The following is a 17,908-nucleotide window of genomic DNA, read 5'->3' as shown; positions in this document are numbered from 1 at the left end:
ACGGCAACGAGACTCTACGGCCGGAAGTGGCGCTCCAGACCCTGCCATACGTCGTCGTAGGCGCTCTGCAGGTGGTCGGCGCCGGCCGCCTGGGCGGTGGCCGTCACCGGCCAGCGGGTCTCGAACATGAAGGCCAGACCGTCGTCGATCTTGTGCGGCTTCAGCTCGGCGGCGCTCGCCTTGTCGAAGGTCTCCCGGTCGGGTCCGTGCGCGGACATCATGTTGTGGAGCGAGCCGCCGCCCGGGACGAAGCCTTCCGCCTTGGCGTCGTACGCGCCCTCGATCAGGCCCATGTACTCGCTCATCACATTGCGGTGGAAGTACGGCGGCCGGAAGGTGTCCTCGCCCACCAGCCAGCGCGGGGCGAAGACCACGAAGTCGACGCCCGCGAGGCCGGGGGTGTCGGTCGGCGAGGTGAGGACCGTGAAGATCGACGGGTCCGGGTGGTCGTACGAGATCGTCCCGATGACGTTGAAACGGCGCAGGTCGTAGACGTACGGGGTGTGGTTGCCGTGCCAGGCGACGACATCGAGCGGGGAGTGGTCGTACGTCGCGGACCAGAGGTTGCCGCAGAACTTGTTGACGACCTCGACCGGGCCCTCGACGTCCTCGTACGCGGCGACGGGCGCGCGGAAGTCGCGGGCGTTCGCCAGGCCGTTGGCGCCGATCGGGCCGAGGTCGGGGAGCTGGAAGGGCGCCCCGTAGTTCTCGCAGACGTATCCGCGGGCGGTGGCGTCGAGGAGTTCGACGCGGAAGCGGACGCCACGGGGGATCAGCGCGACCTCGCCGGGGTGGACGGCGAGCAGGCCCAGTTCCGTACGGAGGAGCAGGTCGCCGCGCTCGGGGACGATCAGCAGCTCGCCGTCGGCGTCGCTGAAGACCCGCTCCATGGAGGCGTTCGCGTGGTAGAGGTGCACGGCCATGCCCGTGCGCTGGGTCGCGTCGCCGTTGCCGCCGAGCGTCCAGAGGCCGGCCAGCCAGTCCGTGGCCGGCGCCGGGTCGGGGAGCGGGTTCCAGCGCAGCCGGTTCGGGTCGGGGACGGTCTCGGTGAACGGCGCGGAGCGGACGGCGCCGTTCTCGATCCGGGTGAACGGGGGGTGCGCGGCCGAGGGGCGGATCCGGTAGAGCCACGAGCGGTGGTTGTGGGCGCGCGGCTCGGTGAACGCGCTGCCGCTCAGCTGCTCCGCGTACAGGCCGAGGGGCGCGCGCTGCGGCGCGTTGCGGCCGTGCGGCAGGGCGCCGGGGATCGCCTCGGAGCTGTGCTCGTTGCCGAAGCCGGTGGAGTACTGGAGTCCGTCGGCCGTCTTCCTCGCCCGCTCGGTGTTCTCCGTGGTCATCGCACGCTCCTGTCCTGACGCCCAAAACAATCCTATGCATGACCGTAGGATTCCGCCCCCGTCCGCGTCAACGGGGCGCCAAGGTCTCGGTTCGACGTGATGCGTGCACGAGGGGTTCCAAAAGATGAACAATGCTCTACTCTCACGCGCATGTCGTGGACCCGCAGGCTCCTTGTCGCGCTCTCGGTCGTTCTCGCGGCGCTCGCCGCCGCCCTTGTCACCGCCCCCGGGGCCCAGGCCCACGAAGAGCGGCCCGTCACCTTCCCCGACGGATCCGGCAGTGTGCCGACGCTCCGTACCGGGGAGCCCGATCTCCTGGTCTGCAAGACGGACCGGGCCGACTTCACCCGCCGTGTCTCCGCCTTCCCGGCCGAGCTGAAGGCACGGAACCTGGCCCTCTTCGACCGCTGCGCGCGCAGCGGCTTCCGCCATCTCCAGGAGGCCGTCGACGCGGTCGACCGGCCCGGGACGACGATCGCCGTCCTGCCAGGCCTGTACGAGGAGGAGCCCTCGCAGCCCGCGCCGACCGGCGCCTGCGCCGCGCTGAAGGCCCCCAAGTCGGCGCTCGGCTACCAGATCCTGTCGTACGAGCAGCAGAAGCAGTGCCCGCACAACCAGAACCTGGTCGCCATCCTCGGCAAGAAGAACCTCCAGATCGAGGGCACCGGCGCCTCCCGCACGGACGTCGTGTTCGACGCGAAGTACACCAAGCTCAACGCCCTGCGCGCGGACGGCTCCGACGGCATCTACTTCCGCAACTTCACCGCGCAGCGCACCACATTCAACTCGCTGTACGTCCTCGCGGCCGACGGCTTCGTCATCGACGACGTGCTCACGCGGTGGAACGACGAGTACGGCTTCCTCACCTTCGCCTCCGACCACGGCCTCTACAAGAACTGCGAGTCGTACGGCAACGGCGACTCCGGCATCTACCCCGGCTCGGCCTCCGACATCAACGACGGCCGGGGCTACGACGTCCCGCGCTACTCCATCGAGATCACCGGCTGCCGCAGCCACCACAACATGGTCGGATACAGCGGCACGGCGGGGGACTCGGTGTGGGTCCACGACAACGAGTTCGACCACAACATGGGCGGAGCCTCCATGGACTCCGCCTTCCCCGGCCACCCCGGACTCCCGCAGAACCACGCCCGCTTCGAGCGGAACCTGATTCACGACAACAACCAGAACTACTACCGGTACGTCGCCGACGGCACCTGCGCCAAGCCCCCGGTCGAGCGCGGCTACGAACAGGGCGTCGTCTGCCCGCAGATCTCCATGCCGCCGGGTACCGGCATCATCACGGCGGGCGGCAACTGGAACCTGTACGAGAACAACTGGGTGTACGGACACCAGCGCGCGGCCTTCTTCCTGAGCGCCGTCCCCGCCTTCATCCGGGGCGAGTCCGCCTGGGGCAAGCAGACGGACACCTCCCACCACAACCGCTACGCCGGCAACCACCTGGGCGTCGACCGCTCCGGCGCCTCCCGGCCCAACCGCGCGGACGTGTGGTGGGACGGGCAGGGCGGCGGCAACTGCTGGCAGGCGGAGGGCCTGCCGTCCGGGGCGTCGAACCCGGGCTCCCTGCCCGAGTGCGGGAAGCGGCGCGGCGAGGTCTCGGGGAACACCGACCGGCTCGTCGGCGAACCGGCCAAGCTCGCCCACCTCCTGGTGTGCGCCGACTACGACGTCCAGGCGCGGCGGCTGCCCGCCGGCTGCGACTGGTACGGCGCGCGGGGCATCCAGCGCGTGGAGACCCAGCTCGCCCTGGGGATCGCGGTCGTCCTCGCCCTCGTGGGCGGCGCCCTGTGGTGGCGCAGGCTGCGGGGCCACCGGCTCGCGGGTGTCGCGACCCTCCTGGGCCTCGTGGGCCTGGCCCTGGACGTCGTCGGCTCCACCCTCGGCCTGTCCTCCGGCCCGCTCCCCGCGCTCGCGCTGCTCCTGATCGGCGCCTGGTGGACCGTCCTGGGCCTGGCCTTCCGCCCGACCCGCCCCGCGTTCGCCTGGACCACCCTCGCGCTCGGCGCCCTCACCCTCCTCGACGCCTTCGACAAGGCCGTCCTGATGATCCCCTGGATCCCCCTCGGCCCCGCCTGGCTGCGCGGGCTCCTCGCGGTGGTGTGGGTGCTGTGGGCGGTGGTGGCCGCAGGCCGTCGCGCCCCCGGGGAGGCGGACGACCACGAACCCGCCCCGGCCCCGGGTCCGACCCCGGTCACCGCGGCGGCGCGCGAGGCGGGAGACGGGGCGAACGACGGGGGTGCGTCGTGAGGCGGGCGGGCGCGTGGGCCGGGGTCGTCCTCGCCGTCGCCCTGACCGCCGCCGGGTGCGGCGGCCGGGCGACGACCCACCACAAGCCGGGCACCAGCCACCAGGAGGCCACCGGAGGCAGCGGCACCCTGCTCGCGGCGAGGGACGAGTCCGGGCACCGACTGCGGGAGGTGCCGGCCGAAGGCGCCCCTTCGGTCCGTGTCGAGGCGCGGTCCGACACCGAGGGCGGCTGGAACATCCACCTCACCGTGGAGAGGTTCCGCTTCACCCCCGAGAGCGTCGGCGGCGCGGCCATCCCGGGCCGCGGCCACGCCCGGCTCCTCGTCGACGGCAAGGAGATCGGGCGGGCCTACGCCCCCTGGCACCACGTCCCGCCCGGCGCCCGCTCGGTCACCGTCCGGCTCCACGCCGACGACCACACCGTCTGGGCGGTCGCGGGCAAGCCGGTCGAAGCCACCGTCCCTCTCGCCACGACCACCGCCTCCGCGGCGGCCATCCCTCCGCCGGCGACCGGCCCCGGCACCCCTCCGACGGCCACCGCGGCTCCCACGGCCGCGCCGCCCAGGACCACCGCTCCCGCCCCCGGTCGTACCGTCGAGATCACCGTCACCGGCAAGGCCGTCCAACCACCCCCCTCCCGCATCGAGTTGAAGAAGGGCGAGCAGCTCACCCTCCGCGTCACCGCCGACCGCGCCGACACCCTCCATGTCCACGGCTACGACCGCGAACTGCCCCTCACCCCCGGCGAACCCGGCACCCTCACCTTCACCGCCGACCGCACCGGTCTCTTCGAGGTCGAGACCCACGGCTCGGGGCTCCTCCTGACCCAGCTCGTCGTCCGGTGACCGCCCCCGCGCACCCCCTGGCCCCCGCACAGCTCCTCGCCCACGGCATCGGCTCCCAGCACGACCTCCCTCTCTCGCCCTTCTACGCCTACGCGGGCGCGTTCGCCGCGCTCTTCGTCTCCTTCCTGGCCCTCGGCCTGCTCTGGCCCGCCTCCCGGTTCCGCGGCGACCGGGCGGGCCGCCCACTGCCCGCCGCCGTCCAGCGCCTCGCCGACGCCCCGGCCACCCGCACCGCCCTGCGCCTCGTCGGCGCGGCCGCCGCCACGGCCGTCCTGCTCCACCTCCTCCTCGGTCCCGACGACCCCGACCGCAACCCCGCCCCCGGCGCCGTCTACGTCCTGCTCTGGGTGGGCCTCGTCCCCGCCTCGCTCCTCCTCGGGCCCGTCTGGCGCCTCCTCAACCCCCTGCGCGCCCTCCACGCGCTGCTCCCCGCTCCCCGGAACCCACGGCCCGTGCCGGCCGGCCTCGGCATCCGCCCCGCCGCCGCAGGACTCCTCCTCTTCGCCTGGCTCGAACTCGCCGCCCCCGCCCCCGCGTCCACCACCACCCTCCTGGTCTTCCTCGCCGTCGTCACCGCCGCCGGCCTCCTCGGCGCCGCCCGCCACGGCCCCGCATGGTTCGCCCACGCCGACCCCTTCGAGGTCTACTCCGCCCTCCTCGCCCGGCTCTCCCCGCTCGGCCGCCGGGCCGACGGCCGACTCGTCCTGCGCTCCCCCTTCAACAGCCTCGACTCCACCCCGCAGACTCCCGGCCTCGTCGCCACCGTCTGCGTCCTCCTCGGCTCCACCGCCTACGACGGCTTCTCCGACAACCCTCGCTGGATCACCACCCTCCAGACCTCCCCCCTCGGTCCGACGACCACCGCCACCCTCGGCCTCCTCGCCGCCGTCGCCCTGGTCGCCACCCTCTACGGCCTCTGCGCGGGCACCCTGCGCCTGATGTCCCGCGAACTCACCACCCCTCTCACCTCCTTCGCCCACTCCCTCCTGCCCATCGCCCTCGGCTACCTCGTCGCCCACTACTTCACACTCTTCGTCACCGAAGGGCCACGTACCGTCATCATGACAGTGGGCACCGACAACGCCCCCGCGCCCGCCCCACCACTGACCCCGGGCGCCCTCGCCACCCTCCAGGTCGGCGCCATCGTCACCGGCCACGTCCTGGGCGTCGTGGCCGCCCACGACCGCGCCGTGCGCCTCTTCCCGCCCGCCAAGGCCGTGGCCGGCCAACTCCCCCTGTTCGCGCTGATGATCGCGTACACCCTCGGCGGCATCGGGCTGCTCATCGCCTGACCCGACCGGGCTCACCGCCTGACCCGACCAGGACCGGAGCGGCATCATGGACCCCGTGCCCCAGCCATCCCTCCGCCGCACCCCCGTCCAGCAGCGCAGCGCCGAGCGCCTCGCCAGGATCCTCGACGCCTGCGCCGAACTCCTCGACGAGACCGGCTACGAGCAGCTGAGCACCCGCGCGGTCGCCGTGCGCGCGGGCGTCCCCATCGGCTCCGTCTACCGCTTCTTCGGCAACAAGCGCGCGATGGCCGACGCCCTCGCCCACCGCAACCTCGACCGCTACGCCGAGCGGATCTCCGCCCGCCTCGCCGCGACCGGGCGGGTCGACGCGTACAGCGCGATCGACGGCGTCCTGGACGAGTACATCGCGATGAAGCGCACCGTCCCCGGCTTCGCCCTCGTCGACTTCGGCGTCCCCGCGCCCACCGTCGACGAGGCCGCCGAAGTCGACGAGGGCGCCGAGGCGGATGCGGAGTGCGGGGGCTCCCCGGGCGGCTCCGGCGGCGACGCCAACCATCTCGTCGCCGACCGCCTCTGCGGTCTCCTCGCCGCCCACCTCGGCCGCACCGCCGACGAGGCCCTGCGCCGCAAGGTCCTCGTCGGGGTCGAGGCGGCCGACGCGCTGCTCCAACTCGCCTTCCGTACCGCCCCGTCCGGTGACCCCGCGCTCATCGCCGAGACGCGGCAACTCCTCTACGCGTATCTCGCGCCCTCGCTGAGCTGAACTCCCCGAGCTGACGGCCGTCCCCGAGCCGGCGGACCTTCCCCGAGCCGGCGGACCTTCCCCGAGCCGGCGGGCTGCCCTTCCCGAGCCGCCCGGCCCTCCCCACCGTCCGTACCGGTCGGTATGCTCGCTGGTGCCCGCGCGCCACCGCCGCCGCTCCAGGGAGTCGCCATGTCCACCGCCCTGCGTATCTGCCCCCTCTGCGAAGCCACCTGCGGGCTGACCCTGACCCTCGACGGCACCAGGATCACCGGCGCGCGCGGGGACCGTGACGACGTCTTCAGCCAGGGCTTCATCTGCCCCAAGGGCGCCTCCTTCGGCGAGGTCGACGCCGACCCCGACCGACTCACCGGGCCTCTCGTGCGCAAGGACGGCAGGCTCCAGGAGGCCACCTGGGAGGAGGCGTTCGACACCGTCGCCGCCCGGATCAGGCCCCTGATTGAGACGTACGGTCCCAACGCGGTGGGCCTCGTGCTCGGGAACCCGAACGTCCACACCATGGCCGGCGCCCTCTACCCGCCGCTGCTGATCGGCGCCCTGCGCACCCGGAACCTGTTCACCGCCTCCACCCTCGACCAGATGCCCAAGCACGTCTCCAGCGGACTGCTCTTCGGCGACCCCTTCGCCATACCGGTCCCGGACCTGGACCGCACCGACCACCTGCTGATGCTCGGCGCCAACCCGCTGGACTCCAACGGCAGTCTCTGCACCGCCCCCGACTTCCCCGGCAAGCTCAAGGCGCTGCGCAAGCGCGGCGGCACCCTCACCGTCGTCGACCCGCGCCGCACGCGCACCGCCCGGCTCGCCGACCGCCACGTCGCCATCCGCCCCGGCACCGACGCCCTCCTCCTCGCCGCGCTCGTCCACACCCTCTTCGCGGAGGGCCTCACGGACCCGGGCCCGCTCGCGGACCACGTCCAGGGCATCGAGGACGTACGGGAAGCGGTACGGGACTTCACGCCCGAGGCCGTCGCCGCCGCCTGCGACCTGGACGCCGCCACCATCCGTACCGTCGCCCGCGACCTCGCCGCCGCGCCCACGGCCGCCGTCTACGGCCGGATGGGCAGTTCCACGGTCGCGTACGGCACCCTCGCCAACTGGCTCGTCGACGTCCTCAACGTCCTCACCGGCAACCTCGACCGCCCCGGCGGCGCGCTCTTCCCGCTCTCCGCCACCGCCCCCGCGCCCCGACCGGCCGGCCCCGGCAAGGGCTTCGCGCTCGGCCGCTGGACCAGCAGGGTCTCCGGCCATCCCGAGGCCAAGGGCGAACTCCCCACGGCCGCGCTCGCCGAGGAGATCGACACGGAGGGGGAGGGGCGCATCCGCGCGGTGATCACCGTCGCCGCCAACCCCGTCCTGTCCGCCCCCGACGGCCGGCGCCTCGACGCCGCGCTCGGCGCCCTCGACTTCATGGTCGCCGTGGACCCGTACCTCAACGAGACCACCCGCCACGCCGACGTCGTCCTGCCTCCGCCGCCGCCCTCACGGAGCGCCCACTTCGACTTCGCCTTCAACGGCTTCGCCGTCCGCAACCAGGTCCGTTTCACTCCCGCCGCCGTCCCTCTGGAAGAGGGACGCATGGACGAGTGCGAGATCCATGCCCGGCTGGTCCTCGCGGTCTCCGGGATGCACGGCGCCCCGCCCTCCGCGGTCGACGACCTGGCCGTCGACACCGCCCTCGCCAAGGCCGTCGCGCAGCCCCACTCGCCCGTCCACGGCGCCGACCCCCAGGCCGTCGCGGCGCAGCTGAGCGGCGCGACCGGCCCCGAACGCCGCCTCGACATGATGCTGCGCCTCGGCCCGTACGACCTCACCCTCGAAGACCTTCGCCAGGCACCCCACGGCATCGACCTCGGTCCCCTGGAGCCGCGGCTGCCCGGGCTCCTCAAGACCCGCAGCGGACGGGTGGAGCTGCTGCCCGCCCCGATCGCGGCCGACCTTCCCCGGCTGCGCGCCGCCCTCGACGTGGAGCCCGGCGGTCTCGTCCTCGTCGGCCGCCGGCACCTGCGTTCCAACAACAGCTGGCTGCACAACGCGCCGTCCCTCAACAGCGGTTCGAACCGGTGCACCCTCCAGGTCCACCCCGCCGACGCCGACCGCCTGGGCCTCGCCGACGGCAAGCCCGCCCGGATCGCGGCGGAGGGCGGGGCGCTCGAGGTCGAGGTGGAGATCACCGACACCGTACGGAGCGGGGTGGTGAGCCTGCCGCACGGCTGGGGCCACGACCGGCCCGGCACCCGCCTCGCGGTCGCCGCCGCCCGCCCCGGAGTCAACGTCAACCAGCTCCTCGACGGTTCCCGGCTCGACCCGCTCTCCGGCACCGCCGTCCTCAACGGATTCCCCGTGGAGCTGGCACCCCTGCCGTAGCCACTGCGGTGCCCCCTGCGTTGACCTGGGCTTTTGCTCGTATTGCTCACGCGTCAACATCTTGTTAACGGCAGAAGAGGCCACCTAACGTCATCCGGACCGCCGCACCGGCGGGAGCCGCCCCGGTGTGAGTTCAAAGGTGAACGTGAGGTGTCCTCCATGCTGACCGTCCTCGGCTTCGCCATGATCGCGACCTTCCTGGTCCTGATCATGACGAAGAAGATGTCGCCGATCGCGGCGCTCGTGCTGATCCCCGCGCTGTTCTGCGTCGCCGTCGGGCAGGGGGCGCAACTCGGCGACTACGTCATCGACGGCGTGGAGAAGCTCGCCCCCACCGCCGCGATGCTGATGTTCGCCATCGTCTACTTCGGCGTGATGATCGACGTCGGCCTCTTCGACCCGATCGTCCGGGGCATCCTGCGCTTCTGCAAGGCCGACCCGGTGCGCGTGGTGGTCGGTACGGCGGTGCTCGCCGCGATCGTCTCGCTCGACGGCGACGGCTCCACGACCTTCATGATCACCGTTTCGGCGATGTACCCGCTCTACAAGCGGCTCGGGATGAGCCTGGTCGTCATGACCGGTGTCGCCGCCACCGCCAACGGCGTCATGAACACCCTGCCCTGGGGCGGCCCGACCGCCCGCGCGGCGACCGCGCTCAAGGTCGACGCGGCCGACATCTTCGTCCCGATGATCCCGGCGCTCGGCGTGGGCCTGCTCTTCGTCTTCGCCCTCGCGTACGTCCTCGGCCGCCGCGAGCGCAAGCGCATCGGTTACCTCACCCTGGACGAGGTCCTGGAGCCGCAGACCGAGACCGTCCTGGTGCAGGCGGGCGGCGGCACGAGCGCGATGAAGGGGGCCGGTTCCGGATCCGGTTCAGGTACCGGTACGGGCTCCCTGCCGCCGGAGGCGGCCGAGGCGGCGGACGGTGCCTTCCAGGCGGCCGACGCGGCCGACGGTGGCTTCCAGGGGCTCGACCCGAACCGGTCGACCCTCCGCCCCAAGCTGTACTGGTTCAACGCCGGTCTCACCGTCGCGCTGCTCAGCGCGATGATCCTCGAACTGCTGCCGATCCCGGTGCTCTTCCTCCTCGGCGCCGCCCTCGCGCTCACGGTCAACTACCCGAACATGGCCGACCAGAAGGCCCGGATCGCCTCCCACGCCGAGAACGTCCTCAACGTGGCCGGCATGGTCTTCGCCGCCGCCGTCTTCACCGGTGTCCTCACCGGCACGGGCATGGTCAAGCACATGGCCGACTGGCTCGTGGGCGCGATCCCGGAGGGCATGGGCCCGCACATGGCGCTGGTCACCGGTGTGCTCAGCCTCCCGCTCACGTACTTCATGTCGAACGACGGCTTCTACTTCGGTGTCCTGCCCGTCCTCGCGGAGGCGGGCGCGGCCCACGGCGTGTCGCCGCTGGAGATCGCCCGGGCCTCGATCGTCGGCCAGGCGCTGCACATGTCCAGCCCGCTGGTCCCGGCCGTGTACGTCCTGGTCGGCATGGCGAAGGTCGAGTTCGGCGACCACACCCGGTTCACCGTGAAGTGGGCGGCGCTCACCTCGCTGGTGGTCCTCGGGGCGGGGATTCTCTTCGGGATCATCTAGGGAGAGGCCACCGAGGGTGATCCCGCCCTCTGCCGGTCGAGTGAATACGGAGGGTGTCGCGAGGGAATCGACACCCTCCGTAGTCATGTCGTGACAGATAGTCCGATTATCGGCTTGAGACGTTCGACGTCTTTCACGACTGGAGGAACCCCGCATGACCGCTCTGGCAGTACGTCCCCTGCTGTCCGTCGCCGCCGCATCCCTCGCCCTCGGCGCCGTCACGCTGGCCGGCGCGCCCGCCGCCGTCGCGGCACCCGGTGACAACGGCGACGTCAAGGTCCACCACGCCGGACCGAACCCGCCCCGCACGTCCCTCGACGACCAGAGCAACAAGCCCAAGGTCTGCAAGTTCTACTTCGCCGCCTTCAACTTCGACGGGCTCCAGGAACTCACCTGGACGGTCTCACCGCAGCCACCCGTGGACAGTGTCGCCCTGAGCGGCAAGATCGCCGTCAACACGCAGGGTGACGGGCACACCCCGGACCTGGCCCTCGCCGACGGCATGTACAAGGTCGAGTGGACCTGGGTGGGCCAGCAGGGCGCCAAGAAGAGCAAGGTCTTCAGGGTCGACTGCCTCGACGACATCACCAACCCGACGCAGCCGCCCACCACCGGCGGCAACGGAGACAACGGCGGCAACGGCAAGCCGCCCCACCACAAGCCCCCGCACGGTCCGGTCGGCGCGGGCGGCGGCGGCAGTGCCGACCCCGCCTCCGACAGCGGCTCCGCCTTCGGGGTCGGGGCGGCCCTCGCCGCCGGCCTCGCCGGCACGGCCGGCCTGATCCTCGTCCGCCGGTCGCGTCGCCGCACCGATGGCGCCGCGTAGGTCCCGCACCACGCGCAGACAGCGGCGCCGCCGCCGGCTCGCCCGGACCGTGGTGGTGACCCTGTCGCTGGTCGGCGGCGGCATCTGGTGGGCCCAGGACGAGGAACCGTCCGACCCACCGGCTGTCGCCGCCCCGGCCGCGCACGCGACGGCGGCGGGTTCCGGGGCCCCGGGCGAGCCCGGGCAGCACCGCGACCAGAAGCCGAAGGCGCCAGCGCGCACCAAGGCCATCGAGAAGCCCGCCCCGCCGCCCGCGCCCCTCGCCCGTTCGCGTGCCACCGGCCTCGCCATCCCGGCGATCACCATCGAGGCCCCGGTCGTCGGCCTGAGCCTCGACAGGGCCGGGCAGCTCGGCTCCCCGCCGATCGAGAACCCGCGGATCGTGGGTTGGTACGCGGGCGGTCCGGCCCCGGGTGAGCGCGGCACCGCGATCGTCGTGGGCCACCGCGACACCCGCACCGGGCCGGCCATCTTCCTCAACCTCGACTCGCTCGCCCCCGGCAACACCGTCCGGGTCGCCCGCGCCGACGGCAAGGTCGCCGTCTTCACGGTCGACAAGGTGCGCACGTACACGAAGGAGGAATTCCCCGACGGCGAGGTCTACGGTTCCACGGGCCGCCCCGAACTACGGCTGCTCACGTGCGGCGGCCCCTTCGACGCCAAGACGGGGTACACGTCGAACATCGTCGTCTTCGCCCACCTCACGGACATCGCCCGGACGATCTGAGCGAGGCGCCGAGCAGGAGGTGGCACCTCCGTCGCTGATACGGGGGAAGTCCGCGCCCCGTCTCCCCATGTTTCCGGGGGGCGGGGCGCGAGTGTGGAGGGGAGGGCTCGGCCGGGCCGCTAGAACTGATCCGTTCCCACCCGCCCCGGACCCCGCACCCCGAGGACGTGACCCATGCCCCTCCGCCCGTCGACCTCCCGCACCCTCCGCCCGCCGACCACCCGTACCCGCGTCGCCGTCGCCACCGCCGGGCTCCTGATCGCGGTCGGCGCCCCCACCGCGTACGCCACCCTCGGCGACAGCGCCGCCGCGCCGGCCGCCGCCACGGCGCAGGCCCGTGGCAAGGCGTACGTCGAGACCCGGCTCTTCTTCGGGACCGAGCGCCCCGACGGTGGCCCCGCCGTCACCGACGCGCAGTTCATGGCCTTCGTCGACAAGGAGGTCACCCCCGGATTTCCGGCCGGACTGACTGTCCAGAACGGGCGTGGACAGTGGCGCGACCTGAACGGCACCATCGAGCGGGAGCGTTCCTACGAGTTGATCCTGCTGTACCCGGCGTCCGAGGCGAGGCTCCACGATCCGGCGATCGAGCGGATCAGGGAGGCGTACCGAAAGGCCCACGGGCAGGAGTCCGTGGCCCGGCTCGACGAGCCGACCCTGGCCGACTTCTGAGCGGGCGAGAGCGGCTCTGGCGCCAGAAAACTATCAGCGCTAGTTTGGGGGCCGGATCTCGAACCGGCCGGCGCGAAGAGCGACGAAGAGCTCGTACCGAACGACCGAAGGACCGAAGGAGCAGCGGATGAAGAGCCACGACGCGATGTACATCGGCGGGGAGTGGCGGCCCGCCGCCTCCCCGGACACCATCCCGGTCGTCAACCCGGCGGACGAGCAGGTCATCGCCCACGTCCCGGCCGGAACCGCCGAGGACGTCGACGCCGCCGTACGGGCCGCCCGCGCGGCCTTCCCCGGCTGGGCCGCCACCCCGCCCGCCGAGCGCGCCAAGCTGATCGGCGCGCTCCGCGACGGCCTCGCGGCCCGCGCCGAGGAGATCGCCGCCACCGTCACCGCCGAGCTCGGCGCCCCGCCGCAGCTCGCCGCCGCCGTCCACGCCGGCCTGCCGATCGCCGTCGCCGGCACGTACGCCGAACTCGCCGCCACCCACTCCTTCGAGGAGAAGGTCGGCAACTCCACCGTCCACTCCGAGCCGGTCGGCGTCGTCGGTGCGATCACCCCGTGGAACTACCCGCTCCACCAGATCGTCGCCAAGGTCGCCCCGGCGCTGGCCGCCGGCTGCACCGTCGTCCTCAAGCCCGCGGAGGACACCCCGCTGACCGCCCAGCTCTTCGCCGAGGCGGTCCACTCCTCGGGCCTCCCCGCCGGGGTCTTCAACCTGGTCACGGGCCTCGGCCCGGTCGCGGGGCAGGCGCTCGCCGAGCACGAGGACGTCGACCTCGTCTCCTTCACCGGCTCCACCGCCGTCGGCCGGCGGATCGGCGCCCTCGCGGGCGGAGCGATCAAGCGGGTCGCCCTGGAGCTGGGCGGCAAGTCCGCCAACGTCATCCTGCCGAGCGCCGACCTCGGCAAGGCCGTCTCCGTCGGCATCGCCAACGTCATGAGCAACTCGGGCCAGACATGCAGCGCCTGGGCCCGGATGCTGGTCCACCGTGACCAGTACGAGGAGGCGGTGGCGCTGGCCGCCGAGGCCGTCGCCAAGTACGTACCCGGGGAGCGCGTCGGCCCGCTCGTCAACGCCAAGCAGCTGCGGCGGGTGCGCGGTTACATCGAGAAGGGCGTCGAGGAGGGCGCCAGGATCGTCGCCGGCGGCCCCGAGGCCCCGCGCGAGACCGGCTACTACGTCTCCCCGACGGTCTTCGCGGACGTCACCCCGGACATGACCATCGCGCAGGAGGAGATCTTCGGCCCGGTCGTCTCGATCCTGCGGTACGAGGACGAGGACGACGCCCTCGCCATCGCCAACGGGACCGTGTACGGGCTCGGCGGCGCCGTCTGGGGCGAGCCGGAGGAGGCCGTCGCCTTCGCCCGCCGCATGGACACCGGCCAGGTCGACATCAACGGCGGCCGCTTCAACCCGCTGGCCCCGTTCGGCGGCTACAAGCAGTCGGGCGTGGGGCGCGAACTCGGGGCGCACGGCCTCTCCGAGTACCTCCAGACCAAGTCGCTGCAGTTCTGACCCCTGCCGATCCGGCCCTTCCGAGCACCTGAGGAGCAAGACGCGTCATGAGCGTGGTCCGCGCCGCCTTCCTGCCCGCCGTCGGGTCTCCGCTGGAGATCACCGGCATACGCCTGCCCGAGCCCGGCCCCGGCCAGGTCCGGGTCCGCCTCGCCGCGGCCGGGGTCTGCCACTCCGACCTGTCCCTCTCCAACGGCACCATGCGCGTGCCCGTCCCCGCCGTCCTCGGCCACGAGGGCGCGGGCACGGTCGTCTCCGTCGGCGAGGGCGTCACGCACGTCGCCCCGGGCGACGGCGTGGTCCTCAACTGGGCGCCGTCCTGCGGCGCCTGCCACCCCTGCTCCCTCGGCGAGGTCTGGCTCTGCGCCGACGCGCTGACCGGCGCGGGAACCGTCTACGCCGCCACCGAGGACGGCACCGACCTCCACCCCGGTCTCAACGTGGCGGCCTTCGCCGAGGAGACCGTCGTCGCGGCGCGGTGCGTCCTGCCCGTGCCGGACGGTGTGCCGCTCACCGACGCGGCCCTCCTCGGCTGCGCCGTCCTCACCGGCTGGGGCGCGATCCACCACTCGGCGCGGGTCCGGCAGGGCGAGTCCGTCGTCGTGTACGGCGTCGGCGGCGTCGGCCTCGCCACCCTCCAGGCCGCCCGGATCGCGGGCGCCTCGCCGATCATCGCGGTCGACGTCTCGCCGGAGAAGGAGGCCCTGGCCCGGGCGGCGGGAGCGACCGAGTACGTCGTCGCCTCCGAGACCACCGCCAAGGAGGTCCGGAAGCTGACGGGCGGTCAGGGCGCCGACGTGGCCGTCGAGTGCGTCGGCCGCGCCACCACCATCCGTACCGCCTGGGACTCCACCCGGCGCGGCGGCCGCACCACGGTCGTCGGCATCGGGGGCAAGGATCAGCAGGTCACCTTCAACGCCCTGGAGCTCTTCCACTGGGGCCGGACGCTGGCCGGCTGCGTGTACGGGAACTCCAACCCGGCCGAGGACCTGCCCGTCCTCGCCGAGCACATCCGGGCGGGCCGCCTCGACCTGAGCGCGCTGATCACCGAACGGATCACCCTGGACGGCATCCCGGGCGCCTTCGACAACATGCTCGCGGGCAAGGGCGGCCGGGCGCTCGTCGTCTTCTAGCAGCAGCCCGGCCCGATCCGCCGGACACTCCCTAGGGCCTGTCCGGCGGATCATGGCCGGGGCCGCGACGCCTGGCACGGCCCCTCGCCGCGTTGCCGAAACGCCCCGATAGCTCCGCTATCGAGACGCTCCGGCGCCTTGCGACGGACCGCACCAGACGCCGCGCCCTATCCGACCCTGATCCGCCGGACAGGCCCTAGCGGCTCTTGGCGGACTCGACGCTCTCGGCCGGTGCCTTCGAAGGAGGCTTCGGCCGGGAGCGCGAGACCGCCACACCCGCCAGGCACAGCGCCCCGCCCGCGAGCGTCAGCAGCCCCGGCAGCTCGCCGAGGAATACCCAGGCCATGACGACCACGAGCGCCGGTACGGCGTACGTCGTCGCGCCCATCCGGCCGGCGGTCGTACGGGCCAGGGCGTAGGCCCAGGTCGTGAAGGCGAGGGCGGTCGGGAACACACCGAGGTAGACCATGTTCAGGGTCGCCGACAGCGGCGCCCTCGCCGCCTCGTCGACCAGCTGCCCCGCGAAGGGCAGGCAGGCCACCGCGCCGACCAGGCACCCGAAGGTCGTGACCTGCAGGGCGCTTCCGTGCGCCAGGGCCGGCTTCTGGGCGACGACACCACCCGCGTACGCGACCGCCGCCACCACGCAGAGCACGACACCCAGCACCGAGGCGTGCCCCTCGCCCGACATCGACAACCCCACGGCCACCGCGCCCGCGAAGGACACCGCCATGCCGGCGATCAGCCGGGGAGGCAGCTTCTCGCCGAGGAACCGGGCACCGAGCAGGGCGATGAGGATCGGCCCGACGTTCACGAGCATCGCGGCCGTCCCCGCGTCGACCTCCTGCTCGCCCCAGTTGAGGGCCACCATGTACGCGCCGAACCAGAGGACCCCGGAGACCGCGATCCCCGGCCAGGCCGCCCGTGGCGGCAGTCCCTCCCGCCGGATCAGCAGGACGGCGACGAGGACGAGGGCCCCGGAGAGGAGCCGGCCGAGGGCGAGGGCGCCGGGGGAGTAGGCCGCCCCGGCGCTGCGGATCGAGACGAAGGCGGAGGCCCACAGGACGACGGTGACACCGGCGGCGGCGAGGGCCAGGCGTGAGTGGGAGGGGCCCCCGGAGGAGGCGGGAGTGGCAGGGGAGTCGGTCATGGAGCGACCGTAGGCCCTGGACATGTCGGCGCTCACCGCAATATCGCCGGGTCGATGCCCAGTACGTCCTGGAACGCGCGTTCCCCGGCGGGGGTCACCTTCACCGCGCGCTGCGAGCCGATGCGCACGCACCAGTCGGCGTCAAGGGCGTGCCGGCACAGGGCCGCGCCCGCGACACCCGCGAGATGCGGCTTGCGCTCGGTCCAGTCGAGACAGCCGCGCGCGACCGGCCGCCGACCCGAGGCCGCCAGGGCGATGCCGCGCTCGCCGAACCACGCCACGCCCCGGTCCGTGAGTGCGAACCCGGTGTCCTGGCGCAGGAGTCCACGCGCGGTCATCGCCTCGGTGATCACGATCCCGAGCCGCCCGGCGAGGTGGTCGTAACACGTCCGCCCCCGGGCCATCGCCCGCCCCGCGCTCGCGGCGCCCAGCGTCGGCGGCGGCGCCTTCCGTACGGGTTCGGCGCGGGCGGCGAGGTCCTCCACCAGGTGCGCGATCCCGGAGTCGGCAAGGCGCACGTACCGGTGGCGTCCCTGCCGCTCCTCGGCGAGCACCCCGCCCGCGACGAGCTTTCCGAGGTGCTCACTCGCGGTGGACGGGGCCACGCGCGCGTGGCGCGCGAGCTCCCCGGCGGTCCAGGCCCGCCCGTCGAGCAGTGCGAGCACGAACGCGGCACGGGTCTCGTCGGCGAAGAGCGAGGCGAGGGCGGCGAGGTCTTGGGATGCCATGGCCCCAGGATGACGCCCTCACCGTTCGGCGGAGGCCGAACCGTCCTTCCCGCGTACGCCCGCCTCGTACTGGAGCGCGAGGCCGTCGAGCAGCGCCCGCAGGCCGGTCTCGAAGGCGCCCTCGTCGACCTTCTGCCGGTGCTCCGCGAGGAGGTGCGCCTGGCCGAGGTGGGGGTAGTCGGCGGGGTCGTAGGCCGTCTCGTCGTCGACGAAGCCGCGCGCGAAGGAGCCAAGGGCCGAGCCGGTGACGAAGTAGCGCATCAGCGCGCCGATGTACGTCGCCTGTGCGGGCGGCCAGCCCGCGCGGACCATCGCGCCGAAGACCGCGTCGGCGACCTTCAGGCCCGCGGGGCGGCGGCCGGGGCCCTGGGCGAGGACAGGGACGACGTTCGGGTGGTCGGCGAGGGCGGCGCGGTAGGAGGCTGCCCAGTCGTGCAGGGCCGTACGCCAGTCGCGCCCGTCGTCCTCCGCGAACATCGACAGGTCGATCTTGGCGCTGACCGCGTCGGCGACGGCGTCGAGGATCTCGTCCTTGGTGCGGAAGTGGTTGTAGAGGGACGGCCCGCTCACCCCGAGTTCGGCCGCGAGCCGCCGCGTCGAGAGCGCCGCGAGGCCCTCGGCGTCCACGAGCGCGCTCGCCGTCTCGACGATGCGTTCTCGGCTGAGGAGGGGCTTGCGCGGTCGGGCCATGGCGCACATAGTAGGCCTGCCCCATGGA

15 protein-coding genes are annotated in these 17,908 nt (G+C 73.1%); 11 read left to right on the top strand and 4 right to left on the bottom strand.

The window, feature by feature from the left end; translation table 11 throughout:
* Positions 1 to 14 precede the first annotated feature (14 nt).
* Entirely contained in the window at positions 15 to 1,337 is a 1,323-nt protein-coding gene (gene hmgA, locus ACGFYP_RS23845; protein ID WP_361964727.1) for a homogentisate 1,2-dioxygenase, read from the bottom strand.
* A 150-nt stretch (positions 1,338 to 1,487) separates the two neighbouring features.
* Between hmgA and ACGFYP_RS23840 the strand changes: the two genes are divergently transcribed.
* From ACGFYP_RS23840 to ACGFYP_RS23790, 11 genes are all read left to right on the top strand, one after another.
* Positions 1,488 to 3,605, top strand: coding sequence for a right-handed parallel beta-helix repeat-containing protein (locus tag ACGFYP_RS23840; protein WP_393496951.1), 2,118 nt, complete (start codon positions 1,488 to 1,490; stop codon positions 3,603 to 3,605).
* Positions 3,602 to 4,450, top strand: coding sequence for a hypothetical protein (locus ACGFYP_RS23835; RefSeq protein ID WP_393496948.1), 849 nt, complete (start codon positions 3,602 to 3,604; stop codon positions 4,448 to 4,450). Before ACGFYP_RS23840 ends, ACGFYP_RS23835 begins: the two co-directional genes overlap by 4 nt.
* A complete protein-coding gene (locus ACGFYP_RS23830; RefSeq protein WP_393496945.1) occupies positions 4,447 to 5,742 on the top strand; it encodes a hypothetical protein in 1,296 nt (431 codons plus the stop codon). Before ACGFYP_RS23835 ends, ACGFYP_RS23830 begins: the two co-directional genes overlap by 4 nt.
* 46 nt (positions 5,743 to 5,788) lie before the next feature.
* A complete protein-coding gene (locus ACGFYP_RS23825) occupies positions 5,789 to 6,466 on the top strand; it encodes a TetR/AcrR family transcriptional regulator (RefSeq protein WP_393496942.1) in 678 nt (225 codons plus the stop codon).
* 171 nt (positions 6,467 to 6,637) lie between these two features.
* A complete protein-coding gene (locus ACGFYP_RS23820) occupies positions 6,638 to 8,833 on the top strand; it encodes a molybdopterin oxidoreductase family protein (RefSeq protein ID WP_393496939.1) in 2,196 nt (731 codons plus the stop codon).
* A gap of 159 nt (positions 8,834 to 8,992) precedes the next feature.
* Entirely contained in the window at positions 8,993 to 10,435 is a 1,443-nt protein-coding gene (locus tag ACGFYP_RS23815; RefSeq protein ID WP_393497209.1) for a CitMHS family transporter, read from the top strand.
* Positions 10,436 to 10,589: 154 nt separating this feature from the next.
* On the top strand, positions 10,590 to 11,261 hold the full coding sequence (locus ACGFYP_RS23810; RefSeq protein ID WP_393496937.1) for a hypothetical protein: 672 nt from the start codon (positions 10,590 to 10,592) through the stop codon (positions 11,259 to 11,261).
* Positions 11,248 to 11,988, top strand: coding sequence for a class F sortase (locus ACGFYP_RS23805; RefSeq protein ID WP_393496934.1), 741 nt, complete (start codon positions 11,248 to 11,250; stop codon positions 11,986 to 11,988). Before ACGFYP_RS23810 ends, ACGFYP_RS23805 begins: the two co-directional genes overlap by 14 nt.
* Before the next feature lie 174 nt (positions 11,989 to 12,162).
* Entirely contained in the window at positions 12,163 to 12,660 is a 498-nt protein-coding gene (locus tag ACGFYP_RS23800) for a DUF3574 domain-containing protein (RefSeq protein WP_393496932.1), read from the top strand.
* 127 nt (positions 12,661 to 12,787) lie between these two features.
* Positions 12,788 to 14,179: an aldehyde dehydrogenase family protein gene (locus ACGFYP_RS23795; protein ID WP_393496929.1), complete on the top strand. Its 1,392-nt coding sequence runs from the start codon at positions 12,788 to 12,790 to the stop codon at positions 14,177 to 14,179.
* Positions 14,180 to 14,232: 53 nt separating this feature from the next.
* The gene (locus tag ACGFYP_RS23790; RefSeq protein ID WP_361964891.1) at positions 14,233 to 15,312 is read left to right on the top strand and encodes a Zn-dependent alcohol dehydrogenase; all 1,080 of its coding nucleotides are present in this window, start codon (positions 14,233 to 14,235) and stop codon (positions 15,310 to 15,312) included.
* 196 nt (positions 15,313 to 15,508) lie between these two features.
* Here ACGFYP_RS23790 and ACGFYP_RS23785 read toward each other — a convergent pair whose 3' ends face one another.
* From ACGFYP_RS23785 to ACGFYP_RS23775, 3 genes are read right to left on the bottom strand one after another with little or no spacing between them, the layout of a single operon-like run.
* On the bottom strand, positions 15,509 to 16,462 hold the full coding sequence (locus ACGFYP_RS23785) for a DMT family transporter (protein WP_393496926.1): 954 nt from the start codon (positions 16,460 to 16,462) through the stop codon (positions 15,509 to 15,511).
* Between the two features lie 32 nt (positions 16,463 to 16,494).
* The gene (locus tag ACGFYP_RS23780; RefSeq protein WP_393496922.1) at positions 16,495 to 17,190 is read right to left on the bottom strand and encodes an ArsR/SmtB family transcription factor; all 696 of its coding nucleotides are present in this window, start codon (positions 17,188 to 17,190) and stop codon (positions 16,495 to 16,497) included.
* Positions 17,191 to 17,208: 18 nt separating this feature from the next.
* On the bottom strand, positions 17,209 to 17,880 hold the full coding sequence (locus ACGFYP_RS23775; protein ID WP_393496919.1) for a TetR/AcrR family transcriptional regulator: 672 nt from the start codon (positions 17,878 to 17,880) through the stop codon (positions 17,209 to 17,211).
* Positions 17,881 to 17,908: the final 28 nt, after the last annotated feature.

The sequence above is a fragment of the Streptomyces sp. NPDC048370 genome, assembly GCF_043200825.1.
Taxonomy (GTDB): domain Bacteria; phylum Actinomycetota; class Actinomycetes; order Streptomycetales; family Streptomycetaceae; genus Streptomyces.
This window is presented reverse-complemented; position numbering and strand designations above follow the sequence as displayed.

Excerpts from the sequence above, each read along its gene's own strand:
- hmgA (WP_361964727.1), bottom strand. The coding sequence starts at position 1,337 with ATGACCACGGAGAACACCGAGCGGGCGAGGAAGACGGCCGACGGACTC.
- ACGFYP_RS23840 (WP_393496951.1), top strand. The coding sequence starts at position 1,488 with ATGTCGTGGACCCGCAGGCTCCTTGTCGCGCTCTCGGTCGTTCTCGCG.
- ACGFYP_RS23825 (WP_393496942.1), top strand. The coding sequence starts at position 5,789 with ATGGACCCCGTGCCCCAGCCATCCCTCCGCCGCACCCCCGTCCAGCAG.
- ACGFYP_RS23820 (WP_393496939.1), top strand. The coding sequence starts at position 6,638 with ATGTCCACCGCCCTGCGTATCTGCCCCCTCTGCGAAGCCACCTGCGGG.
- ACGFYP_RS23815 (WP_393497209.1), top strand. The coding sequence starts at position 8,993 with ATGCTGACCGTCCTCGGCTTCGCCATGATCGCGACCTTCCTGGTCCTG.
- ACGFYP_RS23810 (WP_393496937.1), top strand. The coding sequence starts at position 10,590 with ATGACCGCTCTGGCAGTACGTCCCCTGCTGTCCGTCGCCGCCGCATCC.
- ACGFYP_RS23805 (WP_393496934.1), top strand. The coding sequence starts at position 11,248 with ATGGCGCCGCGTAGGTCCCGCACCACGCGCAGACAGCGGCGCCGCCGC.
- ACGFYP_RS23800 (WP_393496932.1), top strand. The coding sequence starts at position 12,163 with ATGCCCCTCCGCCCGTCGACCTCCCGCACCCTCCGCCCGCCGACCACC.
- ACGFYP_RS23795 (WP_393496929.1), top strand. The coding sequence starts at position 12,788 with ATGAAGAGCCACGACGCGATGTACATCGGCGGGGAGTGGCGGCCCGCC.
- ACGFYP_RS23785 (WP_393496926.1), bottom strand. The coding sequence starts at position 16,462 with ATGACCGACTCCCCTGCCACTCCCGCCTCCTCCGGGGGCCCCTCCCAC.
- ACGFYP_RS23780 (WP_393496922.1), bottom strand. The coding sequence starts at position 17,190 with ATGGCATCCCAAGACCTCGCCGCCCTCGCCTCGCTCTTCGCCGACGAG.
- ACGFYP_RS23775 (WP_393496919.1), bottom strand. The coding sequence starts at position 17,880 with ATGGCCCGACCGCGCAAGCCCCTCCTCAGCCGAGAACGCATCGTCGAG.